The sequence below is a fragment of the Pandoraea horticolens genome (assembly GCF_902459555.1).
Taxonomy (GTDB): Bacteria; Pseudomonadota; Gammaproteobacteria; order Burkholderiales; family Burkholderiaceae; genus Pandoraea; species Pandoraea horticolens.
In genome coordinates, this window is the sequence record NZ_CABPSM010000003.1 from 178,125 (window position 1) to 203,527 (window position 25,403).

The following is a 25,403-nucleotide window of genomic DNA, read 5'->3' on the forward strand; positions in this document are numbered from 1 at the left end:
CCGGGCGCTTGCGCCATGAAACGGCACCGGTGCCTACCCGTTCGGTGCCGTTTCTATATCTGCGGAACGATGCCGTGCCTGCATGACGGGCACGGCCCCCCCTCCTGACACAGGATTACACCTCATTAACCGCAGTTCTCTCGACCCCCTCGCGTGCCCTATCGGGCAAGCGTGTCGAGAGCCCGTTTTCGGGACAAGGAGTTAGCTTCATGGATATTTTTATCCAACAAATCTTGAACGGCCTCGTGCTTGGTAGCGTCTACGCGATCATTGCGCTGGGCTATACGATGGTCTACGGCATTCTGGGCATCATCAACTTTGCCCACGCCGATGTGATGATGATCGGCGCGATGGTCGCGCTGTCCACCATCAACCTGTTGTTGAAAGTGGCGCCGAACATGAACCCGGCGCTGATGCTGGCCATCGCCACGCTCGTGTGTATGCCCGTGTGCGCCCTGGCCAACTTCGTGATTGAGCGCGTGGCTTACCGGCCGTTGCGCAATGCGCCGCGTCTGGCGCCGCTGATCACGGCCATTGGCGTGTCGCTGCTATTACAGACGATCGCCATGCTGATCTGGTCGCGCAATCCGCTCTCGTTCCCGCAACTGCTGCCTACCGACGCCATGACGATTATCCCGCAACGCGGCGATCATCCGGGCGCTGTGACCAACGGCACCGGTATCGTGATCGTGGTGGTCGCGTTCCTCGTGATGTTCGGCCTCACGCAGCTCGTGAACCGCACCAAGCTGGGCCGCGCCATGCGCGCGACGGCGGAGAACCGCAACGTCGCCGGTCTCATGGGCGTGAACCCGAACTTTGTGATCTCGGCCACGTTCGCGCTGGGTGGTGCGCTCGCAGCGCTCGCGGGCGTCATGATGGCCTCGAACTACGGCAACGCCCACTTCTACATGGGCTTCATTCCCGGGATGAAAGCGTTCACGGCGGCGGTGCTCGGCGGTATCGGCAACCTACAAGGCGCGATGGTCGGCGGCGTGCTGCTGGGCCTGATCGAAGCGCTGGGCGCGGGCTACATCGGCGATCTGACCGGTGGGGTGTTCGGCAGTAATTATCAGGACGTATTCGCTTTTGTCGTTCTGATCATCGTGCTGGTGTTCCGTCCGAGCGGTCTGCTCGGCGAGCGCGTGGCCGATCGTGCATAAGCGGGGAGGAGCCACACGATGAATCAACCTGTGCAAACCTCCACGCCGGCCACGCAGATTTCTGCTGCTGCGGCTACCCGCAAGGCCTATCGCGGCCTGGCGATCTTCCTGATCGGCGCCATCGTCGCCCCCGTGCTGGTGGGCTACGCTGGCGGCAACTACTGGGTGCGCGTGCTCGACTTCGCGTTGCTCTACATCATGCTCGCGCTGGGCCTGAATATCGTGGTGGGCTTCGCCGGCCTGCTCGACTTGGGTTACATCGCGTTCTATGCGGTGGGCGCGTACGTCACGGCGTTCCTCAGCTCACCTCACCTCACGACGCAGTTCGAATGGATCGCGCATCTGTTCCCGGCCGGGCTGCATGTGCCGGTGTGGTTCACGATACCGATAGGGGCGGCGGTCGCGGCGATGTTCGGCATCTTGCTGGGCGCGCCGACGCTGCGTCTGCGCGGCGATTACCTGGCCATCGTGACGCTGGGCTTTGGCGAGATCATCCGTATCTTCATGAACAACCTCGACCGGCCGGTGAACATCACCAACGGCCCGAAGGGGATCACCGGCATCCAGCCCGCGTCGCTGTTCGGCTTTGATTTCTCGAAGGCGCACACCTTCTTCGGAATTCAGGTCAGCTCGGTGTACATGTACTACTACCTGTTCGTGTTCCTCGCGCTGCTCATCGCGTTCATTTGCGTGCGCTTGCAGCACTCGCGCATCGGGCGGGCGTGGGTGGCCATTCGTGAAGACGAGATCGCCGCCAAGGCGATGGGTATCAACACGCGCAACATCAAGCTGCTCGCGTTTGCCATGGGCGCGTCGTTCGGCGGCGTGGCCGGGGGCATGTTCTCGGCGTTTCAGGGCTTTGTCTCGCCCGAGTCGTTCACCTTCTGGGAGTCGATCGTCGTGCTCTCGATGGTGGTGCTCGGCGGTATGGGCCACATTCCAGGTGTGATTCTGGGCGGTGTGCTGCTCTCGGCGTTCCCCGAGATTCTGCGCTCGACCATGGGCCCGTTGCAGATGAAGTTGTTCGGCATCGTCATCGTCGATCCCGAAGTGATCCGGCAGTTGCTGTACGGTCTGGCCATGATTCTGATCATGCTGTACCGTCCGGCCGGCCTGTGGCCGTCGCCGCGTCCGGAAGAGCGGACTCTGTAAGCCGAGGGAGACGACCTGATTATGAGTGAACAAATTCTTCTGTCCGTCAAGGGCGTGAACAAGCGCTTCGGCGGTCTGCAAGCCCTCACCGATGTGGGCCTGGAGATCAAGCCGGGGCAAATCTATGGACTGATCGGCCCGAACGGTGCAGGCAAGACCACGTTCTTCAACGTGATCACCGGGCTTTACACGCCGGATTCCGGTGAATTCACGCTGGACGGCAGCACCTACAAGCCGACCGCCGTGCATGAGGTTGCCAAGGCGGGCATTGCCCGTACGTTCCAGAACATCCGCCTGTTTGGCGGCATGACGGTAGTCGAGAACGTGATGGTGGGCCGCCACGTGCGCACGAAGATGGGTGTGATCGGAGCGATCGTGCGTTATCCCGGCGCGAAGGCCGAGGAGCGCGCCATTCGCGATCGCGCGATGGAACTGCTCGAGTATGTGGGCGTAGCGAAGTACGCCAACTACACGGCGGCCAATCTCTCGTACGGTCACCAGCGCCGTCTGGAGATTGCGCGCGCGCTGGCGACCGATCCGAAGCTGTTGGCGCTCGATGAGCCGGCGGCCGGCATGAACGCCACCGAGAAGGTGGAGTTGCGCGGTTTGCTCGACAAGATCCGCAGCGACGGCAAGACGATCCTGCTCATCGAGCACGACGTGAAGCTGGTGATGGGCTTGTGCAACCGCATGACGGTGCTCGATTACGGCAAGGTGATTGCCGAAGGTTTGCCGCAGGATGTGCAGAAAAATCCGGCGGTGATTGAAGCGTATCTCGGTGCAGGAGGCCATTGATGAGCGCAATGTTGACGATCAAGGGCCTGAAAGTCGCTTACGGCGGGATCAAGGCGGTCAAAGGGATCGACTTGCATATCGAGCCGGGTGAACTGGTCACGCTAATCGGCGCGAACGGTGCGGGCAAGACGACCACGATGAAGGCGATCACCGGGCTGCTGCCGTGGGCCGATGGCGACATCGAGTATCTGGGCAAGTCGATTCGCGGCGTGAAGGCGTTCGATCTGCTCAAACAGGGTCTTGCGATGGTGCCGGAGGGGCGTGGCATTTTCACGCGCATGACCATCCTCGAGAACATGCAGATGGGGGCTTATCTGCGTAACGACAACGCGGGGATCAAGCAGGACGTCGACAAGATGTTTGGCATTTTCCCGCGGCTGAAGGAGCGCCGCGATCAGCTCGCCGGCACGCTCTCGGGCGGTGAGCAGCAGATGCTGGCGATGGCGCGTGCGCTGATGAGCCAGCCAAAGCTGTTGCTGCTCGACGAGCCGTCGATGGGTCTCTCGCCGATCATGGTCGAGAAGATCTTCGAAGTCGTGCGTACGGTGTCGGGCGAAGGTGTGACGGTGCTGCTCGTAGAGCAGAACGCGCGCCTGGCACTGCAAGCCGCACACCGTGGCTACGTGATGGACAGCGGACTCGTCACCATGACAGGGGACGCGAAAGACATGCTCGACGACCCGAAGGTGCGCGCCGCGTATCTTGGCGAGTAAGAACCCAGCGGGCATGAACGTCTGACACACGCCGGACGATAAGCAAAGGGCGCCGAAGGCAACTCCGGCGCCCTTTGTGTTTTTCGTCGACCGGCGTTACCGCGACACTGGCAGGTTGGCAGGCGAGGCGGGCGGCAGCCGTTTGCCGAGACTCACGACATTGTCTGCGGCATAGCCGTGCGCGGTGTAGAACGCCAGCGCTTCGCGCGATTGTGTGAGCACTTGCAGATTGACCTTGAGGCACCCGCGCCGGACCAGTGCGATTTCGGCGTGACGCAGCAACGCGCTCGCCACGCCGCGACGCCGCAGCGTATGCGTGACCGCCAGCGAGTAGATCCAGCCGCGATGACCGTCGTACCCGGCCATGACCGTACCCACGATCTTGTTGTCGCGCGCCGCGACGAAGAACAACCCATCGCGCATGGCCACCTTGTTCGCAATCGAGCGGCGCGGTTCGCGATGTGGCTTGTCCGACGCGTTGTATTCGGGGAACGCTTCGCGCCAGAGCGCGATCACGGCCTCGGTATCCGTGTCGTCGAACGTACGGATGTGAATGTCAGCGGGCGTGGCGATCATGGCGCTTCCTGTTTGCCTGTGTAAATGTCGGGCCGATGAATCTGCATCATCTTGTTCACGGGGCCAAGCGGTTCAAAGCCGTACCGGGCGTAGAGGCCCGCCGCGTCGGTGGTGGCGAGCAGAAAGCGCCGCAGTTGTTGCAGCGCAGGGTGCGCCAGTACGCTCTCGCACAGACGTTTACCGATACCCAGCCCGCGCATCGACGGGTCGACGAACACGTCGGCCAGATAGGCGAACGTCGCGCGGTCGGTGATCACGCGTGCGAACCCCACCTGATTCGCGGGGCCGCCTTCGACTTGTGTCGCATAGGCGCCGAAGCACAGCGAATGGGAGATGGCGCGCACGAGCGTGTCCTTGGGAATGTCCTTGGCCCAATGCGTTTGTGTCGAGAGCGCGTGATGGATGAAGCCGACGTCGAGCCGTGCCGGATCGGCGGAAATCTCGACGATGGCGTCGGCGGGCGGTGACGGGTGCCCGTGACTCAGGTCGTTCATGGAAAGTGTCTCCTTTGCGATGGCGCGCGCTCCGCGCCGCCCGGGATTGGCCGGGCGCGCGGCAAGCGTATGTCCGGCGTGCGTGCCGGACGTCGTCATGTCCTCGTCAGACGTGTTTGGCGAGGAGCGCGTCGAGCATCGACAGCATCTGGTCGATCTCGTCGCGGCTCACGTTCAGCGCGGGCATGAAGCGCAGCAGGTTCGGACGCGCCGAGTTGAGCAACAACCCGTCCGGCGTCATTTCGCGGGCGGCTTCGACCAGTTGCGGACCGATGTCGCGGCCGAGCAGCAGCGCGCGCAGCAAGCCGGCGCCACGCTCGCCCTCGCCGCCGTAACGCGACGACAGATGCTGCAACCCGGCGCTCAGATAATCGGCCTGTGCGCGCACGAATTCGAGGAAGCCTGGGGCGCTGACCGTCCGCATGACCGCGAGCCCGACGGCGCACATGAGCGGGTTGCCGTTATATGTACCGCCCTGATCGCCCGGTTGGAACACGGCGAACTCGTCGCCGCACAGCATTGCGGCCAGCGGCACGCCGCCGCCGATCCCCTTGCCGAGCGTCATGATGTCGGGGACGATGCCTGCCTGCTGATGCGAGAAGAGGGTGCCCGTGCGTCCGCAGCCTGTTTGCACCTCATCCACGATCAGCAGCAGCCCGCGCGCTTTCGTGAGCGCGCGCAGTGCCTTCAGGAAGGCTTCGGTGGCCGGCACGACACCGGCTTCGCCCTGAATCGGTTCGAGCATCACGGCAACGGTGTCGGGGCCGATAAGGGCCTCGACCGATGCGATATCGTTCAGGTCGGCCTTCGGAAAACCCGGTACTTGCGGGGCGAAGATCGTGTCCCATCCCGGCTTGCCGCTGGCGGACATGGTGGCGAGCGTGCGGCCGTGGAAGGCATTCTTGAACGTGATGATCTCGAAGCGCGCACCGCCCGAGGCGTTCGGATGCAACTGGCCCCACTTGCGTGCGAGCTTGATGGCGCTCTCGTTGGCCTCGGCGCCGCTGTTGGCGAAGAAGACCTTGCCGAGCCCCGAGAGCTTGGCGAGCAGGTCGGCCAGCTCGATCATCGGCACGTTGTAGTACGCGGGGCTGGGGTTGAGCAGCATCCCGCTTTGCGTGGCGAGTGCGTCGCGCATGACGGGATGGCAATGGCCCAGGCTGTTGACGGCCCAGCCCTGAATGAAGTCGAGATATCGCTTGCCGTCGTGGTCGTACAGCCAGCCGCCCTTGCCGTGCGTGAACACGAGATCGGGGCGCGAGGTGATAGGCAGCAACGCCTGCGTGGAGAACTCGGCGAACTTGGCGTTGCGTGCCCCTTTGGGCGAGGGAATGGCGGACGAGGTGGACGCGGCGGACGAATGGGCAAGCGACATAACGGTCTCCGAAGGGTAAGGGTGAGAGAGACGGGAAATAAAAAAAGCCACGGGGGTTGCCCGTGGCTTCGCTGTGCTTGAGAACTTGCGTGTTATCGCAGTCGATAGCGTGCCGCGCGGCATCCCGGTTGGGGCAGCGTACGGCGACGTCGGATCGAGGCGATGGCAATCAGGTTCATGTCGGCAAGCATAAGGTGATGATGCGGCGCTTGTCAAAGGGTATGCGAGCACTGTGGCGTGCGTGCATCTTTGCGGCGGCTCGCGTCGTCCGGTTCACTGACCCCCGCCGGGATTGTCGGCTTCGGTGGTGAATGCATCGGCGAAGAACGCGTCCTCCGGCAGATGGTGATGCGCGACGAAGTCGCGGCGTGCCGATTCCACCATCACGGGTGCGCCACAGGCGTAGACTTCGTACCCCGACATATCCGGCAGGTCTTCCGCCACGGCGCGATGCACGAAGCCCGTGCGGCCTTGCCACCGATCTTCTGGCGCGGGCTCGGAGAGTACCGGCACGAACCGGAAGCCCGGAATGTCGCGCGCCCACTGTTCAGCCAGTTCGCGCAGGTAGATGTCTTTCAACCGACGCGCGCCCCAATATAGCGTCATCGGCCGGTCGAGGCCCTTGTGAGCGGCATGCTCGACGATCGCCTTGATCGGCGCGAAGCCGGTGCCCGAGGCAAGCAGCACGATGGGTTTGTTCGAATCTTCGCGCAGGAAGAACGTGCCCAGCGGCCCTTCGAAGCGCAGGATCTCGCGCTCCTTCATGTGATTGAAGACGTGATCGGTGAACACGCCGCCTGGCATGTGGCGCAGATGAAGCTCGAGGAAGCCTTCTTCGTGCGGGGCGGTCGCCATCGAATAGCTGCGACGCCGGCCGTCCTTCAGGATGAACTCGATGTACTGGCCGGCGAGGTACTGGAAACGCTCGTTGGTGGGCAATTGCAGACGCATCACGATGACGTCGTCGGCGCGCCGCTCGAGTGCGTTCACGCGGCACGGCAGGCGCTTGACCGGAATGTCGCCGATGCCTTTGACTTCGCGCGATTCGATGACGAGGTCGCCTTTGGCGTGGGCGCAGCACAGCAATGCGAAGCCGCGCGTTTCTTCCTCTTTGGTGAGCGCAGAGCCGGAGTGCGCGCCGTGCTCGACGCTGCCTTCGACCAGCTTGGCCTTGCACGAACCGCAACCGCCATTCTTGCAGCCGTAAGGCAGGCCGATGCCCTGACGCAACGCAGCGGAGAGCACGGCCTCGCCGTCTTCGACCTGGAACTCGCGCCCGCTCGGCACGAGGGTAACGTTGTAAGCCATACTACAATCCGAAAAATGAAAAATCCGTCGAAATCCTTCGGTCGCCCGCGCCTGTTGATCGTGGGCTGCGGCGACGTCGGCATGCGCACGCTGCCGGCCCTCGTCAAGCGCTTTCGCGTCTTTGCCGTGACCTCCAGCGACGCCCGTCATGCGGCATTGCGCGCAGCGGGTGCCGTACCCGTCGTGGCGAATCTGGACGACGCGGCGAGCCTGCATCGCATCGGCCGTCTGGCCCCGCGGGTACTGCATCTCGCCCCGCCCGCCGGGGTCGCCGGCAGTGGCTCGCTGGATCTGCGTACGCGCCGTTTGCGCGCGTCGCTGACCCGTCCGCCGAAGCCGGTTATTGTACCCGAGGGGGGGGCTCGCGCCTTGTCGCGCCTGCCCCGGCCATCCCGTCGCATGCTTGTCTACGCGAGCACCAGCGGCGTCTACGGCGACTGTGGCGGTGCTTACGTGGATGAGACCCGCGCGCCGCAGCCAACATCGCCGCGCGGACAGCGCCGCATCGACGCCGAGAGGACGATACGCTCGCTTGGCCGCCCGTCGGCGCATGCTCGCCACCGCCGCCGCGTGCTAAGCGCAGGCCCGGCCCGCGCAGGGGCGCCAGCAGTGGCGGGTACGCGTGCGGCATGGCGCCACGCCGAGCGCGCCCGAGCCCCCTGGCGGGCCTCTATCGTGCGTATTCCGGGCATATATGCGGCAAACCGTCTTCCCGTCGCGCGTTTGCAGCGTGGCACGCCGGCGTTGCAGGCGTCCGACGACGTTTTCACCAACCATATTCATGCCGACGATCTGGCCGCGATCCTGATTTGCGCGATGTGGCGCGGCAAGGCGCAGCGGGTCGTACACGCGAGCGACGACACCGAGTGGCGTATGGGGGAGTATTTCGACCACGTGGCTGACGCGCTTGGCCTTGCCCGGCCGCCGCGCATTTCGCGCGACGAGGCGGGCCGTGTGCTGGAGCCGACGCTGCTGTCGTTCATGTCGGAGTCGCGGCGGCTGGTCAACACGCGGCTCAAGCGCGAGTTGCGTTATCGGTTGACGTACCCCGACGTGGCGGCGCTGATTGCCACGTTGCCGCCTCCACCGTCATCACCGCCGCCACCGTCGAGCGAAGCCGCCTGAGTCTCGTCGCGACGCTCGGGTCTCAGCCGGCGGGTTCCAGCGTACCGCCCAGCGCCTTGACGAGCGAGAGCGTCGCGTCGATCTGATCGAGGCGTGACTGTGCGGCATTGCGCCGGGCCTGACGGGCGAGCCGTTGTGCGTCGAGCCAGCTTTGCAGATCGACATCCCCTGCGCGGTAGCGCACCCCCGACAAATCCGCCGCACGCTGCGCCAACGTCGCCGCGCGGGCGAGCGACGCGTATTGCGACGTGGTGCGCTCGCGCGCCGAGAGCGCGTCCTCGACTTCGGTCAGCGCCGTGAGCAGGGTATTGCGGAACGTGGCGACCGATTGTTCGTAGTCGTTGCGGGCGAGCGCGGTGGTGAAGCGTGCCGTCTGCACTTGCAAGAACGGCATGGCGAGGGTGGCGGCGAGCGTGCCCACGGGATTGGCCAGCAGCCGCGAGAGCGAATCGCTGCTGGTCGCGGCCGTGCCGTTGAGGGTGATCGATGGATAGAACGAGAGCCGCGCGGCGTCGACATCGGCCAATCGCGCCCGCACGCGGGTCTCGGCGGCGGCGAGATCGGGGCGCCGCGCGAGCAGCGATGCGGGCAGGCCCGGCGCGATGTCCGGTAGATGGGCCGGCGCGAGCGAGGGGCTTTCGGCAAAGCGCGTCTGTGCAGGCAGGCCCAATGCGCTGGCGAGCGAGTGCCGCGCGATGTCGCGCCGCCGTTCCCAGTCCGCCAGTGCGCCGGCCACGGCGTCGCTATCCTGCTGCGCCTGCACCGGATCGATCGCCGACACGGCCCCGGCGCGCCGGCGCGCATCGACCAGCGCCACGGTTCGCTCGGCTGCGGCCAGGTCCTCGGTGGCGCTGCGCACGTTCTCGTTCAGATACGCCACGCGCCAATAGAGCGACGCCACCTGGCTCGACAGCGAGAGTGCGGCAGCGCGTCGATCCCATGCGCTGGCGGCGGCTTGCCAATGAGCGGCATCGCGTTGTGCGGCGAGTTTGTTCCACAGATCGATCTCGTAGCTGATGCCGAGGGTGGCGCCGGAGGTCGTCTGCGTCTGCCCGTTGTAGGCAATCGCAGCCTTGCCGCCATCGAGCGCGCGCGACTTGGCGCCGGTCACGGAACCGGTGAACTGCGGCCAGCGATTCGCGCCGGTCAGACCCGCTTGCAGCGCGTCGCGGTCCGCCTGCAACGCTTTGAGGGCGAGTCCGGGGTTAGCCTCCAGCGCTTGCCGGACAAGCGTGTCGAGCTGCGGCTCGTGGAACGCTTGCCACCACGGATCGATGACGTCGCCGGCACTCTGCGATGCGCTCGCGGCGGTGTTTTGAGCACCATCGAGTGGTGTGTGAAATTGTGCGGGAACGCTCAACGCGGGGCGCTCGTAGGCAGTGCGTGTGAGGCTGCATCCGGCGAGCAATACGGCGGCGGCCATCGCGCAGAGCGACGGCAAGATCGGCCGTTGCACCGGCGTTGGCAGCGTCGGTGCCGTGGGGCATGCGTGAAGAGATCTGGAAAAGCGAATCATCGAATCTTTCAAAAAGACCCCCGCGCGCGACACCGAATCGCGCGCGGGGTATAAAGCCGTCCCGAGCCATAGGGGGGCACTGCGGGACGGTGGGAGGCGAATCATTCGCGAGCCAGGGCATCGACCGGATCGAGCCGTGCGGCGCTGCGTGCGGGCCACCAGCCACTCACGACACCGATGACGCACGCGCACGCGACAGCCGCCGTGAACGTACGCGCGGAGAACACGACGGCGACCTGCGGCACGAAGGTCGCAACGAGCCAGCCGATGGCATACGACAGCGCCACACCGACGGCGCCGCCCATCAGGCAGACGAGCACCGCTTCGATCAGGAACTGCCGGAGAATGTCCTGACGTCGAGCACCGATGGCGCGTCGAATGCCGATCTCGCGTGTGCGTTCCGTGACCGAGACCAGCATGATGTTCATCACGCCGATGCCGCCGACCACGAGCGAGATCAGCGCCACGAACGAGAGCAGCAGCGTGAGCATCTGACTGGTGCGTGAGATCGACTTCACGATGGTGTCCATGTTGAACGTGAAGAAGTCCTTCTGACCGTGCGCGCGCGTGAGCACGCGGATGATGGCCGCCTCGGCCGCCGCAGGCGGATGCCCGTCGAGAATGCGCACCGTGATCGACTCCAGATGCTGCTGTCCTGCCAGACGGCTCGCCACCGTCGTCCACGGGACATAGACGTTGAGCGAGCGGCTCACGAACATCGATGAACGATCGCGCACCACGCCGATGATCCGCAGCGGAAGCGACCCCGCGAGCACGATCTGACCGACCGGATCGCCGCCGTTCGGCATCAGCTTCTTGAGGGTGTTCTCCCCGAGCAGCGCAACCTGCGCCTGACGCTCGACTTCAGAGGCATCGAAGCTGCGTCCGCGGGCGAGCTTCAGACCGTTGGCCCGCATGAAATCGGCGCCTTCTCCATGCACCTGCGCGTCGGTGTCCAGGCGCCCGAAACGCATGCGCGCCGTGCGTGGGCCGAGCTGCGGCGTCACGCTGTCGGTGTACGGCTGGGCCGCGAGCAGGGCGGCGTCGCGTGGCAGCAGGGTGCGAATCTCGGCGGCCTTGTCGTCGTTGAAGTCCTTGCCGCGCAGCACGGTGATCGTGTTCGGCGCGATGTTGCCGATGTCGTTGAGCACGCGCCGCTTCGTGCCTTCGCCGATGGCCGAGAGCGACACGACCGACGTGATGCCGATGATGATGCCGAGCATCGTCAGCCCGGTGCGCAAGCGATGCGACGCCAGCGCGTGCCACGCCATCGAGAGGCTTTCCGAGAACGTCGGCCAACCGCTCATCCAGCCGGTCGAGCTACGGTGGGGCTCGGTTGTGGCGACGATTGGTGTCCGCCCGTCGAGGTTATCGTTGCGCGACGGCGCGCATTGCGCCCTTGCCGTCGCGTCGGTGAGTGTCGCTTGATGCGTATCGTTCACGCGATCGCGCACGATGCGTCCGTCGGCAATCTCGATGACGCGTTGCGCCCATGCCGCCACACCGGGATCGTGTGTCACGAGAATGATCGTGTGCCCGCGCGCGTGCAATTCGCGCAGAATCTGCATGACCTCGAGCCCGCTGTGGCTGTCGAGTGCGCCGGTCGGCTCGTCTGCGAGGATGATGTCGCCACCGTTCATCAGCGCCCGCGCGATGCTCACGCGCTGCTGCTGTCCGCCGGACATTTGCGACGGCCGGTGCGACAAATGTCCGCCAAGTCCGAGGCGTTCGAGCAAGGCCGCCGAGCGCGAGGCACGGATTGCCTTTGGTGTGCCCGCGTACACAGCGGGCACTTCGACATTGCCCTGCGCCGTGAGATGCCCCATCAGGTGGTAGCGCTGGAAGATGAAGCCGAAAGACTCGCGCCGCCGCGCGGCGAGCGCATCGTCCGAGAGCGAGGCGACATCCTGGCCATCGATTTCATAGCGTCCGCCGCTCGCCCGGTCGAGGCAGCCGAGCACGTTCATCAGTGTCGACTTGCCCGAGCCGGACGGCCCCATGATTGCGACCATCTCACCGCGCTCGATCTCGAGTTCGACGTCGCGCAGCACGGTGACGGCACTCACGCCCTCGCCGAAGGTGCGCGAGACGCCCGTCAGGCGAAGCAGTGGTGCAGCGGCGCTTGTCACAGCAGGGCTCCGGTATCGTTGCTGCCGGGCGCCGGCGCGTCGGTCGGGTCGGCGGTCACGACCCGATCGCCTTCGGACAAGCCGTCGAGCGCCTGCGCCGTGAGCCGGTTGTCGAGTCCGACTTTCACCCAGCGCGCCTGCGCATCGCCGTTCTTGTCGAGCACACGCACGCGATAGCGGCCGTCGGCACGTTTCTCGCCAAGGGCGGCGGACGGAAACGTCAGCGCGTTTTCGACGCGTGCGCGCACGACTGAGACCTGCGCGGTCATATCGGGACGCAGCACGCCGTTCGGGTTCGGCACATCGAAGAGCGCGTTGAAGAAGATCGCGTTGTTGATCTTCTCGGGCGACGGCTGAATGACACGCAGCTTGCCTTCGTAACGTGTCTCGGGCGCACCGAGAATCGTGAAGTACACGTGCTGGCCCTCGCGAATCCGCACGACATCCGCTTCGGAGACTTGCGCGCGAACCGTCATCATCGACAGGTCGGCGACTTTCAGAATGGTGGGAATCTGATAGATCGCCGTGACCGTCTGACCTTCCTGTGTAGTGATCGACGTGACCGTGCCCGTGATCGGCGCGGTGATGCGTGTGTACGACTGGTTCGTGCGGGCCTTGTCGACCTTCACGTTCTGCTGACTGATCTGCGAATCGAGCGAGGCGAGTTCGGCGGTCAATGCGTCGGACTCGGTGCGGGCCTTTTCCAGATCGCGCGGCGACGTCGCGTCGTCGCGCATCAACTGTCGTTGACGTGCCAGCTCACGTTCGGCTTGCGCGTGACGAATCGCCTTGGCGCGACGATCTGCCGCCAGCGTGGTGAGTCCGGCATTCGCCTCGCGCAGGTCGTTGTCGCTCGACGTCGGATCGATTTCCGCGAGCAATTGCCCTTTGGTGACGTGATCGCCGAGTACCACCTTGAGCGAGCGCAACTGACCGTTGGCCTGCGAGCCAACTTCCACTTGCTTGATGGGCTGGAGCACACCCGTGGCGAGCACGGCGTCTTCGAGATCGCTGCGCGTGACTTTTGCGCTGAGGTATGCAGGCGGCTTCGGGCGCGGCCACTGCCAGATGGCGAGGCCGCAAAGCACAACGAGAACCGCCACGCCGATCTTGCGGCGGCGCGTGAGAGGGAACGGGGAAAAGCGCTTCATCGATCAGGGAATAGGCCAATGGCTGCCGCAATGCGCGGACCTGTGGCGATCCTAATCAAATGGGGCGTCGCAAACTGTTTTCAGTTGTTGGGACTTTGTGAACAGAGTTGACCTGCCTGTGGCGTCAGGGCGGTGCGTGCGCTCTGGCGGGCAGGTCGGGGTGCGCCGGTGTCGGGTAAGTCAGACGCGGCATGGGCGCGCCGGTACGGCGCACCACGACCTGATCGACCACGGCTTCCACGTCGGCCGTCTCGCCTAGCGCCTTGAGAAATGTCGAAAGGGCAAAGCTGGGGGCGACACACCCTTGCACAACGATGATGCGCCGTTGAAACGTGAGCCAGAGCGACGTCCGCGTCGCCCATGGAATATCGGTGGCAATGGCCGAGAGACGCCGTTGGGCGGATTCTGCGATCTCCGCGTCGTAGCGATAGCTGTTCGACAACCGGCAGCGCCCTTCCAGCCAGCAATGGTTGCCTTTTTCGATCCGGTGATGGGCATCGGCGAGCCAGTCGGATTCGCGCATGGCGGGGCCGAGCGGGGTGGGGCAGTCGGCAATGGCCGTAGAAATGTGGAGGAAGGGATCGTGGCCGAAATTCTGCACGGCTGCCGGCGCGGAGACGCCCGAAACGGCGCTGGACGAGGCGTCAGCCCCGCCAGACAAGGCGTTCGGGAAAGCCAGGGCGGTGGCGCTCAGCGAGAGCGCCGTCGCCAGGGTCGCCGCCGAGCGGCTGCACAGTGTGAAGATTGCGCGGCACATGCGGCCTCCCATACCCCTCGCGGGTGATGTGGACGACGTTGTGGTGTCGGCGGGCACGCGGGCAAGTGGAGATAAATGTGGGTTACGCCGCCTAACGTCGCCGAAATACCGATCTCTTGGGCGCTTGGCTGACTGCCGTGCCGACCTCTGGCGTCGATCTGCCTTACCTATCCTTTCTGAAATAAGGATTAGGCGCCATTCTATAAGATGCTTCGGCTAACGCGGCACTGGACGGGCGCGCAAACTGCCATGTATCTCACTTTCATGGCCGGGAAATTTTCATGAGTCTGCATGTTCTTCTGGTCGACGACGATCCTGTCGCTCGCGACCTGTTGCGCGAATTGCTGCACGCCAATGGGATGCAGGTCTCGGTACTTCACAATGGCGCGTCGCTACTGCGCCGGCTCGAACTCGAGCGGCCGTCGGTGATTCTGCTCGACGTCATGATGCCGGAGCGCGATGGCTTGCGTGCGTTGCAGGATTTGCGCGCGACGGGTGACGACATCCCGGTCATCATGCTGTCGGCACGTGGTGGCTCGCTCGACCGGGCGCTCGGGTTGGAGCTGGGCGCAGACGATTACCTCACCAAGCCGTTCGATCCGCGCGAGTTGCTTGCCCGCATTCACGCGGTGCTGCGCCGTCGCGGACCGGTGGCGGCCAGCGCGCCCGATGCACGCGTCCCGTACCGCTTCGGCCCGTTTGTGCTGGATTTCTCGCTACGCACGTTGCAGCGCGAGGGTGAGCGTCTGCCGCTGCGCGATACGGAATTCGCCATGCTCAAGGCGTTCACGCAGCATCCGATGCAGGTGCTGCCGCGCGTGAAGCTGCACGCCATGCTCTACGGCGACGGCATCGCATACCGTGACCGCAGTCTGGATGTGCCGGTGTGGCGTTTGCGGCGTCTCATCGAAGCCGACCCGTCGGTGCCGCGCTACATCCAGACGATTCGCGGTACGGGCTACGTCTTCGTGCCCGGTGGCGAATTGCCCGAGGGCGCGACGGCCGGTGCGCGCGAGCGATCCGGTGGCGTTGACGACAGTGACGACGCGTTGTCGCTCGCTCCGTCGGCATCGGTCGGCAAGCGCGCGGTGCACGGCTGGCGGGAGTCGGTTGCGTGAATCGGCGCTGACTGCCGCGCGACTCGCTGTTCGCGCGAGGGGTTCGTGAGCGAAATCACGTCGCAGGGCCGCGCTCTTCGGACCACGCCGCGCCTGCCGCCTGCCACCGGGCGCGGCAGGCGGACTTGCGGGTATTCGGGCCGCGTAGTCAGTAAATCTCCGGCACGATCATTTCATCTGCCACCGGATGGCGAATGTAGTCCTCGCTGCGCGCCCGCTCGGGCAGCACAACGGGCGAGCGCTCCACGTCGTGATACGGCACTTGCGCGAGCAGGTGATGAATGCAATTCAGACGCGCGCGCTTCTTGTCGTCGGCCTGCACCACCCACCACGGCGCTTCCGGAATGTGCGTGCGCTCGATCATCACTTCCTTGGCGCGCGTATAGCTTTCCCAGCGACGACGGCTTTCGAGATCCATCGGGCTGAGTTTCCACTGTTTGAGCGGGTCTTGAATGCGTGCGAGGAAGCGTGCTTCCTGCTCTTCGTCAGAGATCGAGAACCAGTATTTGATGATCTGGACGCCGCTGCGCACGAGCATCTTCTCGAACTCGGGTACCGAGCGGAAAAACTCTTCGTACTCGCTCTGCGTGCAGAAACCCATCACATGCTCCACGCCTGCGCGGTTGTACCAGCTACGGTCGAACAGCACGATTTCGCCAGCGGCGGGCAGATGCTGCACGTAGCGCTGAAAATACCATTGCGTGCGCTCGCGATCGTTGGGCGCGGGCAGGGCGGCCACGCGGCACACGCGAGGATTCAGGCGCTGCGTGATGCGCTTGATCGCGCCGCCTTTGCCTGCGGCGTCGCGACCTTCGAAGATCACTACGAGCCGGTGACGGCTGCGCATCACCCAATCCTGCAACTTGACGAGTTCGCCTTGCAGGCGGAACAACTCGCGGAAATACTGCAGGCGATCCCCGCGCGCGGCGTCGCTCAGATCGTTCAGGCCGGGCAGGCGAAGATCGTCGATCTCCATCTCGATCTCTTCGTCGTAGCTGTCGATCAGATCATCTTGGAGACGACGCGCAAGCGAGGCGTCGTGGTCGGCGTCGGAATCGAATTGGGTCATGGCGACGATCTCTTTCGGGCCAGAAAACACAAAGGGCACCCGTATAACGTGGGTGACGACAGGCAGACGCCGCGCGATACCGCTCGCAAAGCGCGCCCGAGGGTGAATCCCGAGTATGCGACGATTTTATGACACTCGCGTGGCGTTGGCGAACACCGTTGCGGCGCGCTCCCCGCGGTGGCCCGCCTGGCGGGCATGAGCGGCGCTGGCGGCGTGGCGTTCCTGTGTCACGAAAATGAAATATGACATTGTCATGATGACCGATCCCACCGTGCTGCGGCGCGATTCAAGTCATTGCTCACGTCCGTTCAGACTCCGCGCGCATGTTTGCCGATCTAGTTCAAAACGCTTACGGTTGCGATCAGGCTGGCCTGATCTACGGCTATCGCTTTGCCGACGGTGCACCGCCCGAACCCATCGATTCGGCCGAGGCGCTCGAGTGGCTGGCGCAAGGCGCGCGCGCGGAAGGTTTTGTGTGGCTGCATTTCAACTTTGCGCACGCCGCGTGCGAGAAGTGGTTGCAACAGCATCTGAGCTTGCCCCACGAGTTTTACGAGAGTCTGAGCGAAGGCTCGCGTTCCACGCGCATCGAACATTCCGACGATTGGCTGCTTGCCGTCATCAACGACGTGATTTTTGCGTTCGACATTGCGCAGTCGGAAATATCGACGCTGCGTGTTGCTGCCAATGCCCGGCTATTGGTGACCGGCCGCGTGAAGCCGCTCAGGTCTATCGACAAGTTACGGGCGTCGGTCAAGCGTGGCGACGCCTTCCGGTCGCCGCTCGCGTTGCTGGTGCATCTGCTGCGCGATCAGGCGGACGTGCTCGAGCGCATCGTGCGTGAAACAAGCCGCCGCGTGGATACCGTCGAGGACAGGTTGTTGCAGCAACGCATCGAGAGCAACCGCGCGGACTTGGGGTCTTTGCGCCGGGTGCTCGTGCGGTTGCAGCGTCTGCTGGCGCCGGAGCCGGCGGCGCTCTTTCGTCTGTTGAGCCGTCCTCCGCTGTGGGGGCATGCCGAGGACGTGCAGGAATTCCGCCAGGCCACGGAAGAGTTCGCGGTGGTGCTCAGCGACCTGTCGGCGTTGCTCGAGCGAATCAAACTGCTGCAGGAAGAGATCGCGGCGATGGTCAGCGAGCGCACCGAGCGCACGATCTATACGCTGACGGTTGTGACGGTGCTCGCGTTGCCCATCAATATCGTGGCGGGCTTTTTCGGCATGAACGTGGGCGGCATTCCGCTCTCGGACCATCCGCACGGCTTTTGGGTACTCGTGGCCATCGTGGCTACCGGGACCGCTGCTGCCGGCTGGTGGGCATTCCGCCGGCGTCCGGATTGAGCGCGGCGGCTTGAAGTTCCCGTCTCGGCGCCCCGCTATGCCGTGGCGCTATCGGGCACGCTATCGCGCCGATGTTGCGCGGCGAGCCTTCGGATTTGCTGCGCGACGTTGCTATCGAGCGGCGTATAGACGATCAGGCCCAGATCGGGCCGTCCATCGACGGAAAAGGCCGAGTATTCCAGTTCGACGGTTCCCAACACCGGATGCTTGATGTGCTTGACGCTGTGCCCTTCGTTGTAACCCAGCACCTCGTTTTCTTGCCATAGCGTGTCGAACTCTGCACTCACACTGCGCAGTTCGGCGACCAGTTCGCCGACTTCGGAGGCAAGTCCCGCACGCGCTGCATCCGCACGGAAGGCGCCCACGACATAGCGGGCGACGCTTAGCCAATCATGCTGTTTCTCCCGCACGGCGGGATTGCGGAACAGGAAATGGAGAATATTGCGCTCGCCGGGTGGCAAGGTCTGATAGTCCGTCAAAACCACAGCGGCGGCATGGTTCCAGGCGACGACATCCCAGGTCGCGGTCTTGATGATCGCCGGGCTGGCATCGAACGAGTCGAGCAGCCGTTGCAGACGCGGGCTGACACTGTCGACGCGGCTGTAGCGGACTTCGGGCGGCCGTCCGAGCCCCAGCATGAACAGATGCTCACGCTCCGTATGCGTGAGCATCAATGCCACGGATATCCGGTCCAGCACTTCCGCAGAGGGGGCGCCCCCACGGCCCTGTTCGAGCCACGTGTACCACGTCGGGCTGATGCTTGCGCGCTGGGCCACCTCTTCGCGGCGCAGGCCCGGTGTGCGCCTGCGCCCGGTAAAACCGAAGCTTGCAGGATCGAGTCGGGTGCGACGGCTCCGCAGGAAGTCGCCGAGCGATTTGGCGGTGTTGACTGACATGCTGAGCCTGTTAGTCGCTTTACTATGATGTGGTCACTACTTTAACGGGATAACGAATGATCGGATAGTGAGCGCCTGATGACCAAGGAGGTTTCACCATGCGTATCTTTCTGACAGGCGCGACCGGTTTCGTCGGCTCGGCGCTCATTCCCGAACTCATTGCCGCCGGTCACGAGGTGATTGGCCTGACGCGCTCGGACGCGGGAGCCCGTGCTCTCATCGCGGCGGGTGTCGAACCGTACCTTGGCACGCTGGAGGAACCGGGGGGCCTGGCGAAGGGGGCCGCGAAGGCCGATAGCGTGATCCACACGGCGTTCGATCACGATTTCAACCGATTCGTCGAGAATTGCGAGAAGGACAGGCGAGTGATCGCGGCCCTCGGTGCCGCCCTCGCGGGCTCCGGTCGTCCGCTCGTCATCACCTCGGGGGTTGGCATGGGCAGTGGCCAGCACGGCGAACCGGCAACGGAAGACGTTTTCAATATCGCCCATCGCAACCCGCGCATCGCCTCGGAACTGGCGATGCAGGTCTTGCTGCAAGACGGTATCAACGTGTCCGTGGTGCGACTGCCGCAGGTTCACAATCCCTACCGACAGGGCCTCGTTACGCCGCTCATCGACGTGGCCCGTGAAAAAGGCGTCGTTGCCTATATTGAGGATGGCCGCAACCGTTGGTCGGCGGGCCACCTTTCGGATGTCGTGCGTCTCTATCGGCTCGCCGTCGAGGCCGGAGAAAAGGGCGCTCGCTATCACGCGGTCGGAGAGGAGGGCGTCACCGGCCGAGACATCGCCGAGTCGCTGGGGCGCGGTCTTGGCCTGCCGGTGACGTCAATCGCTCAGGAGGACGCTGCCGCGCATTTCGGTTGGTTGTCGATGTTCGTGAGCCTGGACATGCCGGCGTCAAGCGCCTTGACGCAGGCGCGGCTGGGTTGGCATCCGGCCGGGCCGACGTTGATCGCGGATCTCGACGAAGCGCGCTACAACGCTTAAGCCCGGTTTGCGGCGTTCTCCGCGATTCCTGTGATTCCCGGTACCCGATCTACCGCTGCCAGCACGTCTTCCGGTCGAATCTCCCGCGAGCATTCGAATGCCCGCGGGGTGCCGTTGTGCCGTGGGCACCAGTGAAAGTCGTCGTGGTCGTAGCGCAGCGCCGGGTCATGCCAGCAGCCGGTGCAGACGTCGCGCGCGATCACGCGGTACGGTGTGGCGAACTCGTTGTGCGGCAGCGTGAAGCCCGAGATCAGCACCGTGGGGGTGCCCATCGTCCACGCCAGCCAGGCCAGCCCGCTCGACAAGCCGATGAACGCGTTCGCGTGCATCAGCCAGCGTGCGCGTTCGGTCAGCGGCAGATTGCCCGTCGCATCGATGGCGCCTGCCGGGATCGACTGCCAGAAATCTCCTTTGCCGTGCCGCGCGTTCTGATCGATGCACACCACCTGTACGCCGCGCTCGCGCAGACCGGCCACGACCGTCTCCCATCCCTGCGGCCGGTTCCAGTACTTGCATTGCGCCGTGCTCTGTACCGCGATACACACGTACGGCTCGGCCATCGGGCGAGACACGTCCGGCAATGCCGTCTTCGCAGGTGCCTCAGTGTCGTCGACGCCGAGAATGTGTGCCGCCGTACGATGCAATCCGGTCTCGCGGAAGTCACGCGGCTGTTGGACGAGTTCGTGGTCGTCGAAGAACAGACCGACGTTGTACGTTGCGTAATACTTGCGCCGCTCCACCTTGTCTTGCGCCACGAAATCCACGCTGGGATAGGCGTCGCGAAACAGTGCCGCTACCGCAGGTGTGACCACACAGGCCAGGCGGCAACCGTGGGTATCGGCAAAACGCAGGGCATAGGGCAGCCAGCCGAGTACGTCGCCCAGCGCCGCGAGCGGGAACTGCACGAGCACATCCTGATCGCGTGCCTCGTAGCGATGTTCGAAGACCACCACGTCGTTCAGCCAGATCGTGATGCCATACGGCACAAAGTACTTCGCCGGACTGCGCACGACCCCCGATGACAGCGAGACCTCGATGAGCGTGGTGTCGTCGCGCAAATCGCTGATCCGCACGCGCCACGGCAGCGGTTGACCGAAATCGGGAATGACCACGCGTGCGCCCTCGTTGAAGTCGAAGCGCAGGCCGGCCGGGCCGACTTGTGTAGGCAGCAGGGCGGGCGCCAGAAAGATCTGGTGCGGTGAAGGGATAAACGGCGTTGCCACCGGGGCGTTGGCGGTGGTCGTCGCGTCGGTTTGTGCGGAGGCAGGGGCGGCATCGTTCATGCACGACACCTTACGCTGTACATCGCACGATCAATCGCGCGGCAAACGAGCCGAAAAGGGCCTATTTCACGAAATTGCGCGGTATTGACGTGAGAAGCCCTTTCAACGCCTTCCGACAAGACGAAAAAACGCTCAGGTCCCGCTGGTCATCGTCTGGTATTGCGTGCGCAGCGCCTGTGTGAAGCGCCGATGTGTCTCGCGAGGGTTTTCACGACGTGTGAACATCGCCACCGGCGGCAGCGTCCATGTGAGCGACCAGGGCACGACAGCCACGCCCGCGACACGCACCAGTTCCTCTGCAATGTCGGCGGGCAGCAGCGATACCGCGCGCTCGCTGCTCGCGAGCAATTCGCCGGTCAGGCGCGACGAGAAGCTCTCGACGACTGGCACCGGCGGCACCACGCCCGCGTGCAGGAACAGGTCGGATAACTGGTCGCGCATGGGCGTATTGGGCGCGCCCATGACCCAGTCCAGTTCGGCCAGTTGCGACCATACGGGTGCGCTGCGGCCGAGGCGGGCGGCCAGACGGCGGCTGGCCACTACGCGCGGCATTTGATGATGCAGGACTTCGAACTGCACCTGAGTGAGGTCGACGTTGGCGGCGGCGCGTCCGATCACGACATCGAGCGTGTGATCGCGCAGTTGCGCCATCAGCGCTTCGCTGGTGCCTTCGTGCAGGGTGACGGTCAGCCGCTGGGGAATCTGGGCGAGGGTTTGCTGAATGGCGGCGGCGAGCGTTTTGCCTGAGATGTAGGGGATCACGCCGACCTGAAGCCTTGCGGCGTGCCCGGCCATCACCGCCTCGATGTCCCGGGTCAGATGGTCCAGATCGTGCACCATCGCCTGCGCATGGGCGAGGACGACCGCGCCGAGCGGCGTCGGCGTCATGCCGCGCGGGGTCCGGTCGAACAGCGGGCCGCCGAGCATGCTTTCCAGCTCCGCGAGGGAGCTTGTCACGGCCGGCTGGCTCGTCGCCATATGCTCCGCCACCCGGGTAAGCGAACCGTGCTGCTGAATTTGCAGCAACAGCACGAGATGACGCATCTTGAGCCGGGTCGTCAGCCGCCGAACCGCCTCCCCCGTATCGAATGGCATCGCCCCCATCTGTCCTCAATCCCCTGAAACCCCCGATGCTCCGGGCTTATATCGAAAATATGATGCCCCCATAGTAATTCAGAATCGTTCCCCGCTGGCGGCTGCCTAGAATGGCCTGACACCCGATGCGCCAGGGCGGCAACCGTCTTCAGAACGGTCCGCGGCGATTGGTATCGACGAGACATTCACCGAGGACGACACGCCATGAGCAACAACAACGATCACCAGGCCGCCCTGGAATATCACCAGTTCCCGACGCCGGGCAAGATCTCCGTGACCGCCAGCAAGCCGCTCGTCACGCAGCGCGATCTGGCGCTCGCCTACACCCCGGGCGTCGCCATCCCGTGTCAGGAGATCGCCGCCGATCCGGCGCAGTCGTTCAAATACACGGCTCGCGGCAATCTGGTCGGTGTGATCACGAACGGCTCGGCCGTGCTCGGTCTGGGCAACATCGGCGCGCTCGCGTCCAAGCCGGTGATGGAAGGCAAGGCCGTCCTCTTCAAGAAATTCGCCGGAATCGATGTGTTCGACATCGAAATCACCGAGAGCGACCCGGACAAGCTCGTCGAAATCATTGCGAGCCTCGAAGCCACGTTCGGCGGTATCAACCTCGAAGACATCAAGGCGCCCGAGTGCTTCACCGTCGAGCGCAAGCTGCGCGAACGGATGAAAATCCCCGTCTTCCACGATGACCAGCACGGCACCGCCATCACGGTGAGCGCCGCGTTCATCAATGGCCTGAAGGTCGTGGGCAAGGACATTCGCGAAGTGAAGGTGGTCACCTCGGGCGCCGGCGCGGCCGCACTCGCCTGTCTGGACCTGATGGTCGATCTTGGCCTGCCGGTCGAGAACGTCTGGGCGACGGACATCGATGGCGTGGTCTTTGAGGGCCGTGCCGTGAGCATGGACCCGGACAAGGCCCGTTTCGCGCAGAAGACCGACAAGCGCACGCTCGCGGAAGTGATCGAGGGCGCCGACGTGTTCCTCGGTCTGTCCGCCGGCGGCGTGCTCAAGCCGGAAATGCTCAAGACGATGGCGGCGCGCCCGCTGATTCTGGCGCTCGCCAATCCGACGCCGGAAATCTTCCCGGAAGAGGCGCGCGCCGCGCGCGAGGACGTGGTGCTTGCCACGGGGCGCTCTGACTTCCCGAATCAGGTCAACAACGTACTTTGCTTCCCGTACATCTTCCGTGGCGCGCTCGACGTGGGTGCCACCACCATCACGCGCAGCATGGAAATCGCCGCCGTCCACGCGATTGCCGGTCTGGCGCAGGAAGAGCCGAACGACTCCGTGGCCACCGCATACGGCGCGTATGACCTGTCGTTCGGGCCGGAATACCTGATTCCGAAGCCGTTCGATTCGCGCCTGATTGTGCGTATCGCCCCGGCTGTGGCGCGCGCCGCCATGGAAGACGGTGTGGCCACCCGCCCGATCGCCGACTTCGACGCGTACGCCGAGCAGTTGCAGCAGTTCGTGTATCACTCGGGCGCGTTCATGAAGCCCATCTTCTCGGCGGCCAAGCAACTGGTACGCGACGGCGGCAAGGCACGCATCGTGTTCGCGGAAGGCGAGGAAGAGCGCGTGTTGCGTGCGGTCCAGGTGATTGTCGACGAGAAGCTGGCCCGCCCGATTCTCGTTGGCCGTCCGGAAGTGCTGCTCGCCCGCATCGAGAAGTTCGGTCTGCGTCTGCGTCTGGGCGAAGACGTTGAAGTCACCAATCCGTACTACGACGAGCGCTTCCATCAGTACTGGACGAACTATTGGGAACTGCGCTGCCGTGACGGGATCACGAAGGAAATGGCGCGCGTCGAGATGCGCCGCCGTCTCACGCTGATCGGCGCGATGATGGTGCGTCTGGGCGACGCCGACGGCATGATCTGCGGCACCGTGGGTGCGTATCACGATCACCTGCGCCTCATCGACGAAGTCATCGGCAAGCAAGCGGGCGCGAACACCTATGCGGCGATGAACATCCTGCTGCTCGACAAGCGCACCGTGGCCCTCGTGGACACGCACGTCAACGACGACCCGACGGCCGAGCAGATCGCCGAGTTCACGCTGGCGGCGGCCAAGCAGATGACGTGGCTGAACCTCAATCCGAAGGTCGCGCTGCTCTCGCGCTCGAACTTCGGTTCGGGCAGTGCGGCGTCGGGCGCGAAGATGCGTCGCGTGCTGGAGATGGTCACGGCACAGGCGCCTGCGCTGGAGATCGACGGCGAAATGCATGGCGACTGCGCGCTCGATGAAGGACTGCGCAGCCGCATCCTGCCGCATTCGCGTCTGAAGGGCGCGGCCAACCTGCTGGTGTGCCCGAACGTGGACTCGGGCAACATCGCCTACAACCTGCTCAAGACGGGCGCGGGCAGCAATGTGGCGGTGGGGCCGTTCCTGCTGGGCGTAGGCGCACCGGTCAACGTGCTCACATCCAGCTCGACGGTGCGACGCATCATCAACATGACGGCGCTCACCGTCATCCAGGCCAATCGTGACTGAAGTCCACACGGCGCTCACGCTCGGGTAACGTTCCCGGCGCGCGGCGCCGGTCACGGCGGCTCAGACGGCTGAGACCGTTCGTAAGCCCCGGCAGGTTCGGCAGACGCATCGACGCGAAGCGCCGCCAGCCGCGCCGGGGCTTTTCCGTGGCATTCGCCTCTGGCCGCAATGGCCTGCCGAGCCACTTCGTGCAGAGCCATTCGAGCGCGCTGCACATCACGAAGTAGATCAGCGCGACAAACGCGAACACCTCGGCCGGATAGACCATCAAACGGCTGTTGACCTGCGTGGCGACGAAGGACAATTCCGCGACACCCACGATGTAGGCGAGCGACGTGTCCTTCACCAGCGATACCCACTGATTGATGAACGACGGCGTCATGATGCGCAGCGCCTGCGGCAGTACGATATGGCGCAGCGTCTGTATGCGCGTGAGCCCGAGCGACATCCCCGCGTGCCACTGTGCGGTGCCCACGCCGCGAATGCCTGCGTAGACCGTATGCGAGAGGTACGCGCCACCGATCAGCGCGAGCGCACAGGCCACCGTGGCGAGTCCGGGCACATTCACGTTGAACAGGATCGGCAACAGAAAGTATGTCCAGAAGATCAGCATCAGTACGGGAATCGCGCGGAAGACGCCGATCACGAACGCGAGCGCCCAGCGGGCCGGGCCGCCGAGCACGGCGAGCGCGATGCCGCCCGCCAGGCCCAGCACCCCGGAGGCCAGCGCACTGATGGTTGCGAGCACGAGCGTGAGCGCAGCCCCCGAGAGGGGGCCATCGGGAAAGTTCCCCCAGAGCAGATAGGGCAAGTTGTCGAATACGGCGGAGACATTCATGAGGCGCTTCCGGGAGGTTTCGTGGGTGGCT

22 protein-coding genes are annotated in these 25,403 nt (G+C 64.5%); 9 read left to right on the forward strand and 13 right to left on the reverse strand.

Translation table 11 applies throughout. From position 1 onward, the window contains the following. Positions 1-209 precede the first annotated feature (209 nt). From PHO31112_RS07505 to PHO31112_RS07520, 4 genes are read left to right on the forward strand one after another with little or no spacing between them, the layout of a single operon-like run. Positions 210-1,160 carry a branched-chain amino acid ABC transporter permease gene (locus PHO31112_RS07505; RefSeq protein ID WP_150619927.1) on the forward strand — a complete coding sequence of 317 codons (951 nt, stop codon included), beginning with the start codon at positions 210-212 and terminating at the stop codon, positions 1,158-1,160. An 18-nt stretch (positions 1,161-1,178) separates the two neighbouring features. Beyond that, positions 1,179-2,312, forward strand: coding sequence for an ABC transporter permease subunit (locus PHO31112_RS07510; RefSeq protein ID WP_246177836.1), 1,134 nt, complete (start codon positions 1,179-1,181; stop codon positions 2,310-2,312). A 21-nt stretch (positions 2,313-2,333) separates the two neighbouring features. Then, positions 2,334-3,107, forward strand: coding sequence for an ABC transporter ATP-binding protein (locus PHO31112_RS07515; RefSeq protein ID WP_010807094.1), 774 nt, complete (start codon positions 2,334-2,336; stop codon positions 3,105-3,107). Next, entirely contained in the window at positions 3,107-3,820 is a 714-nt protein-coding gene (locus PHO31112_RS07520; protein WP_425495164.1) for an ABC transporter ATP-binding protein, read from the forward strand. The genes PHO31112_RS07515 and PHO31112_RS07520 overlap by 1 nt, the downstream gene beginning before the upstream one ends. Before the next feature lie 96 nt (positions 3,821-3,916). Here the strand turns inward: PHO31112_RS07520 and PHO31112_RS07525 are convergent, their stop codons facing one another. From PHO31112_RS07525 to PHO31112_RS07540, 4 genes are all read right to left on the reverse strand, one after another. Further along, positions 3,917-4,396 carry a GNAT family acetyltransferase gene (locus PHO31112_RS07525; RefSeq protein ID WP_150619929.1) on the reverse strand — a complete coding sequence of 160 codons (480 nt, stop codon included), beginning with the start codon at positions 4,394-4,396 and terminating at the stop codon, positions 3,917-3,919. Then, the gene (locus PHO31112_RS07530) at positions 4,393-4,890 is read right to left on the reverse strand and encodes a GNAT family N-acetyltransferase (protein WP_150619930.1); all 498 of its coding nucleotides are present in this window, start codon (positions 4,888-4,890) and stop codon (positions 4,393-4,395) included. Before PHO31112_RS07530 ends, PHO31112_RS07525 begins: the two co-directional genes overlap by 4 nt. Positions 4,891-4,996: 106 nt before the next feature. Next, a complete protein-coding gene (locus PHO31112_RS07535; RefSeq protein WP_246177838.1) occupies positions 4,997-6,265 on the reverse strand; it encodes an acetylornithine transaminase in 1,269 nt (422 codons plus the stop codon). Between the two features lie 273 nt (positions 6,266-6,538). Beyond that, entirely contained in the window at positions 6,539-7,573 is a 1,035-nt protein-coding gene (locus PHO31112_RS07540; protein ID WP_150619931.1) for a CDP-6-deoxy-delta-3,4-glucoseen reductase, read from the reverse strand. Between the two features lie 15 nt (positions 7,574-7,588). Between PHO31112_RS07540 and PHO31112_RS07545 the strand changes: the two genes are divergently transcribed. After that, on the forward strand, positions 7,589-8,698 hold the full coding sequence (locus PHO31112_RS07545; RefSeq protein ID WP_150619932.1) for a Rossmann-fold NAD(P)-binding domain-containing protein: 1,110 nt from the start codon (positions 7,589-7,591) through the stop codon (positions 8,696-8,698). Positions 8,699-8,720: 22 nt separating this feature from the next. Here PHO31112_RS07545 and PHO31112_RS07550 read toward each other — a convergent pair whose 3' ends face one another. From PHO31112_RS07550 to PHO31112_RS07565, 4 genes are all read right to left on the reverse strand, one after another. Further along, the gene (locus PHO31112_RS07550; RefSeq protein WP_174995599.1) at positions 8,721-10,154 is read right to left on the reverse strand and encodes an efflux transporter outer membrane subunit; all 1,434 of its coding nucleotides are present in this window, start codon (positions 10,152-10,154) and stop codon (positions 8,721-8,723) included. Positions 10,155-10,315: 161 nt separating this feature from the next. Continuing rightward, positions 10,316-12,343 (reverse strand): MacB family efflux pump subunit, encoded by a 2,028-nt coding sequence (locus PHO31112_RS07555; protein ID WP_150619934.1) that lies wholly within the window; start codon positions 12,341-12,343, stop codon positions 10,316-10,318. Beyond that, complete coding sequence (gene macA, locus PHO31112_RS07560; RefSeq protein WP_150619935.1) at positions 12,340-13,494, reverse strand: macrolide transporter subunit MacA; 1,155 nt, start codon at positions 13,492-13,494, stop codon at positions 12,340-12,342. The genes PHO31112_RS07555 and macA overlap by 4 nt, the downstream gene beginning before the upstream one ends. A 124-nt stretch (positions 13,495-13,618) precedes the next feature. After that, positions 13,619-14,251 (reverse strand): hypothetical protein, encoded by a 633-nt coding sequence (locus tag PHO31112_RS07565; RefSeq protein ID WP_150619936.1) that lies wholly within the window; start codon positions 14,249-14,251, stop codon positions 13,619-13,621. Positions 14,252-14,532: 281 nt separating this feature from the next. Between PHO31112_RS07565 and PHO31112_RS07570 the strand changes: the two genes are divergently transcribed. Continuing rightward, positions 14,533-15,369, forward strand: a complete 837-nt coding sequence (locus PHO31112_RS07570; protein WP_150619937.1) for a response regulator — start codon at positions 14,533-14,535, stop codon at positions 15,367-15,369. 148 nt (positions 15,370-15,517) lie between these two features. Here the strand turns inward: PHO31112_RS07570 and ppk2 are convergent, their stop codons facing one another. After that, positions 15,518-16,438 (reverse strand): polyphosphate kinase 2, encoded by a 921-nt coding sequence (gene ppk2, locus PHO31112_RS07575; RefSeq protein ID WP_150619938.1) that lies wholly within the window; start codon positions 16,436-16,438, stop codon positions 15,518-15,520. A 323-nt stretch (positions 16,439-16,761) separates the two neighbouring features. Here ppk2 and PHO31112_RS07580 point away from each other — a divergent pair, with 323 nt between their 5' ends. After that, a complete protein-coding gene (locus tag PHO31112_RS07580; RefSeq protein ID WP_150619939.1) occupies positions 16,762-17,778 on the forward strand; it encodes a transporter in 1,017 nt (338 codons plus the stop codon). Between the two features lie 35 nt (positions 17,779-17,813). On the opposite strand, the gene PHO31112_RS07585 is transcribed toward PHO31112_RS07580, so the two are convergent. Then, complete coding sequence (locus tag PHO31112_RS07585) at positions 17,814-18,674, reverse strand: helix-turn-helix transcriptional regulator (RefSeq protein ID WP_150619940.1); 861 nt, start codon at positions 18,672-18,674, stop codon at positions 17,814-17,816. Between the two features lie 98 nt (positions 18,675-18,772). Between PHO31112_RS07585 and PHO31112_RS07590 the strand changes: the two genes are divergently transcribed. Next, on the forward strand, positions 18,773-19,663 hold the full coding sequence (locus PHO31112_RS07590; RefSeq protein WP_150619941.1) for an SDR family oxidoreductase: 891 nt from the start codon (positions 18,773-18,775) through the stop codon (positions 19,661-19,663). On the opposite strand, the gene PHO31112_RS07595 is transcribed toward PHO31112_RS07590, so the two are convergent. Further along, positions 19,660-20,946 carry an autotransporter strand-loop-strand O-heptosyltransferase gene (locus tag PHO31112_RS07595; protein ID WP_150619942.1) on the reverse strand — a complete coding sequence of 429 codons (1,287 nt, stop codon included), beginning with the start codon at positions 20,944-20,946 and terminating at the stop codon, positions 19,660-19,662. The genes PHO31112_RS07590 and PHO31112_RS07595 overlap by 4 nt on opposite strands. A 132-nt stretch (positions 20,947-21,078) precedes the next feature. Next, entirely contained in the window at positions 21,079-22,041 is a 963-nt protein-coding gene (locus PHO31112_RS07600; RefSeq protein WP_150619943.1) for a LysR family transcriptional regulator, read from the reverse strand. 204 nt (positions 22,042-22,245) lie between these two features. On the opposite strand from PHO31112_RS07600, the gene PHO31112_RS07605 reads away from it, so the two are divergent. Then, positions 22,246-24,534 carry an NADP-dependent malic enzyme gene (locus PHO31112_RS07605; RefSeq protein WP_150619944.1) on the forward strand — a complete coding sequence of 763 codons (2,289 nt, stop codon included), beginning with the start codon at positions 22,246-22,248 and terminating at the stop codon, positions 24,532-24,534. On the opposite strand, the gene PHO31112_RS07610 is transcribed toward PHO31112_RS07605, so the two are convergent. Beyond that, complete coding sequence (locus PHO31112_RS07610) at positions 24,512-25,372, reverse strand: amino acid ABC transporter permease (RefSeq protein ID WP_150619945.1); 861 nt, start codon at positions 25,370-25,372, stop codon at positions 24,512-24,514. The genes PHO31112_RS07605 and PHO31112_RS07610 overlap by 23 nt on opposite strands. Positions 25,373-25,403: the final 31 nt, after the last annotated feature.

Coding starts and splice junctions, on each gene's coding strand:
- PHO31112_RS07580 (WP_150619939.1), top strand. CDS start 16,762: ATGTTTGCCGATCTAGTTCAAAACGCTTACGGTTGCGATCAGGCTGGC.
- PHO31112_RS07510 (WP_246177836.1), top strand. CDS start 1,179: ATGAATCAACCTGTGCAAACCTCCACGCCGGCCACGCAGATTTCTGCT.
- PHO31112_RS07605 (WP_150619944.1), top strand. CDS start 22,246: ATGAGCAACAACAACGATCACCAGGCCGCCCTGGAATATCACCAGTTC.
- PHO31112_RS07570 (WP_150619937.1), top strand. CDS start 14,533: ATGAGTCTGCATGTTCTTCTGGTCGACGACGATCCTGTCGCTCGCGAC.
- PHO31112_RS07535 (WP_246177838.1), bottom strand. CDS start 6,265: ATGTCGCTTGCCCATTCGTCCGCCGCGTCCACCTCGTCCGCCATTCCC.
- PHO31112_RS07530 (WP_150619930.1), bottom strand. CDS start 4,890: ATGAACGACCTGAGTCACGGGCACCCGTCACCGCCCGCCGACGCCATC.
- ppk2 (WP_150619938.1), bottom strand. CDS start 16,438: ATGACCCAATTCGATTCCGACGCCGACCACGACGCCTCGCTTGCGCGT.
- PHO31112_RS07600 (WP_150619943.1), bottom strand. CDS start 22,041: ATGCCATTCGATACGGGGGAGGCGGTTCGGCGGCTGACGACCCGGCTC.
- PHO31112_RS07595 (WP_150619942.1), bottom strand. CDS start 20,946: ATGAACGATGCCGCCCCTGCCTCCGCACAAACCGACGCGACGACCACC.
- PHO31112_RS07610 (WP_150619945.1), bottom strand. CDS start 25,372: ATGAATGTCTCCGCCGTATTCGACAACTTGCCCTATCTGCTCTGGGGG.
- PHO31112_RS07515 (WP_010807094.1), top strand. CDS start 2,334: ATGAGTGAACAAATTCTTCTGTCCGTCAAGGGCGTGAACAAGCGCTTC.
- PHO31112_RS07585 (WP_150619940.1), bottom strand. CDS start 18,674: ATGTCAGTCAACACCGCCAAATCGCTCGGCGACTTCCTGCGGAGCCGT.
- PHO31112_RS07545 (WP_150619932.1), top strand. CDS start 7,589: ATGAAAAATCCGTCGAAATCCTTCGGTCGCCCGCGCCTGTTGATCGTG.
- PHO31112_RS07540 (WP_150619931.1), bottom strand. CDS start 7,573: ATGGCTTACAACGTTACCCTCGTGCCGAGCGGGCGCGAGTTCCAGGTC.
- PHO31112_RS07520 (WP_425495164.1), top strand. CDS start 3,107: ATGAGCGCAATGTTGACGATCAAGGGCCTGAAAGTCGCTTACGGCGGG.
- PHO31112_RS07590 (WP_150619941.1), top strand. CDS start 18,773: ATGCGTATCTTTCTGACAGGCGCGACCGGTTTCGTCGGCTCGGCGCTC.
- PHO31112_RS07565 (WP_150619936.1), bottom strand. CDS start 14,251: ATGTGCCGCGCAATCTTCACACTGTGCAGCCGCTCGGCGGCGACCCTG.
- PHO31112_RS07505 (WP_150619927.1), top strand. CDS start 210: ATGGATATTTTTATCCAACAAATCTTGAACGGCCTCGTGCTTGGTAGC.
- macA (WP_150619935.1), bottom strand. CDS start 13,494: ATGAAGCGCTTTTCCCCGTTCCCTCTCACGCGCCGCCGCAAGATCGGC.
- PHO31112_RS07525 (WP_150619929.1), bottom strand. CDS start 4,396: ATGATCGCCACGCCCGCTGACATTCACATCCGTACGTTCGACGACACG.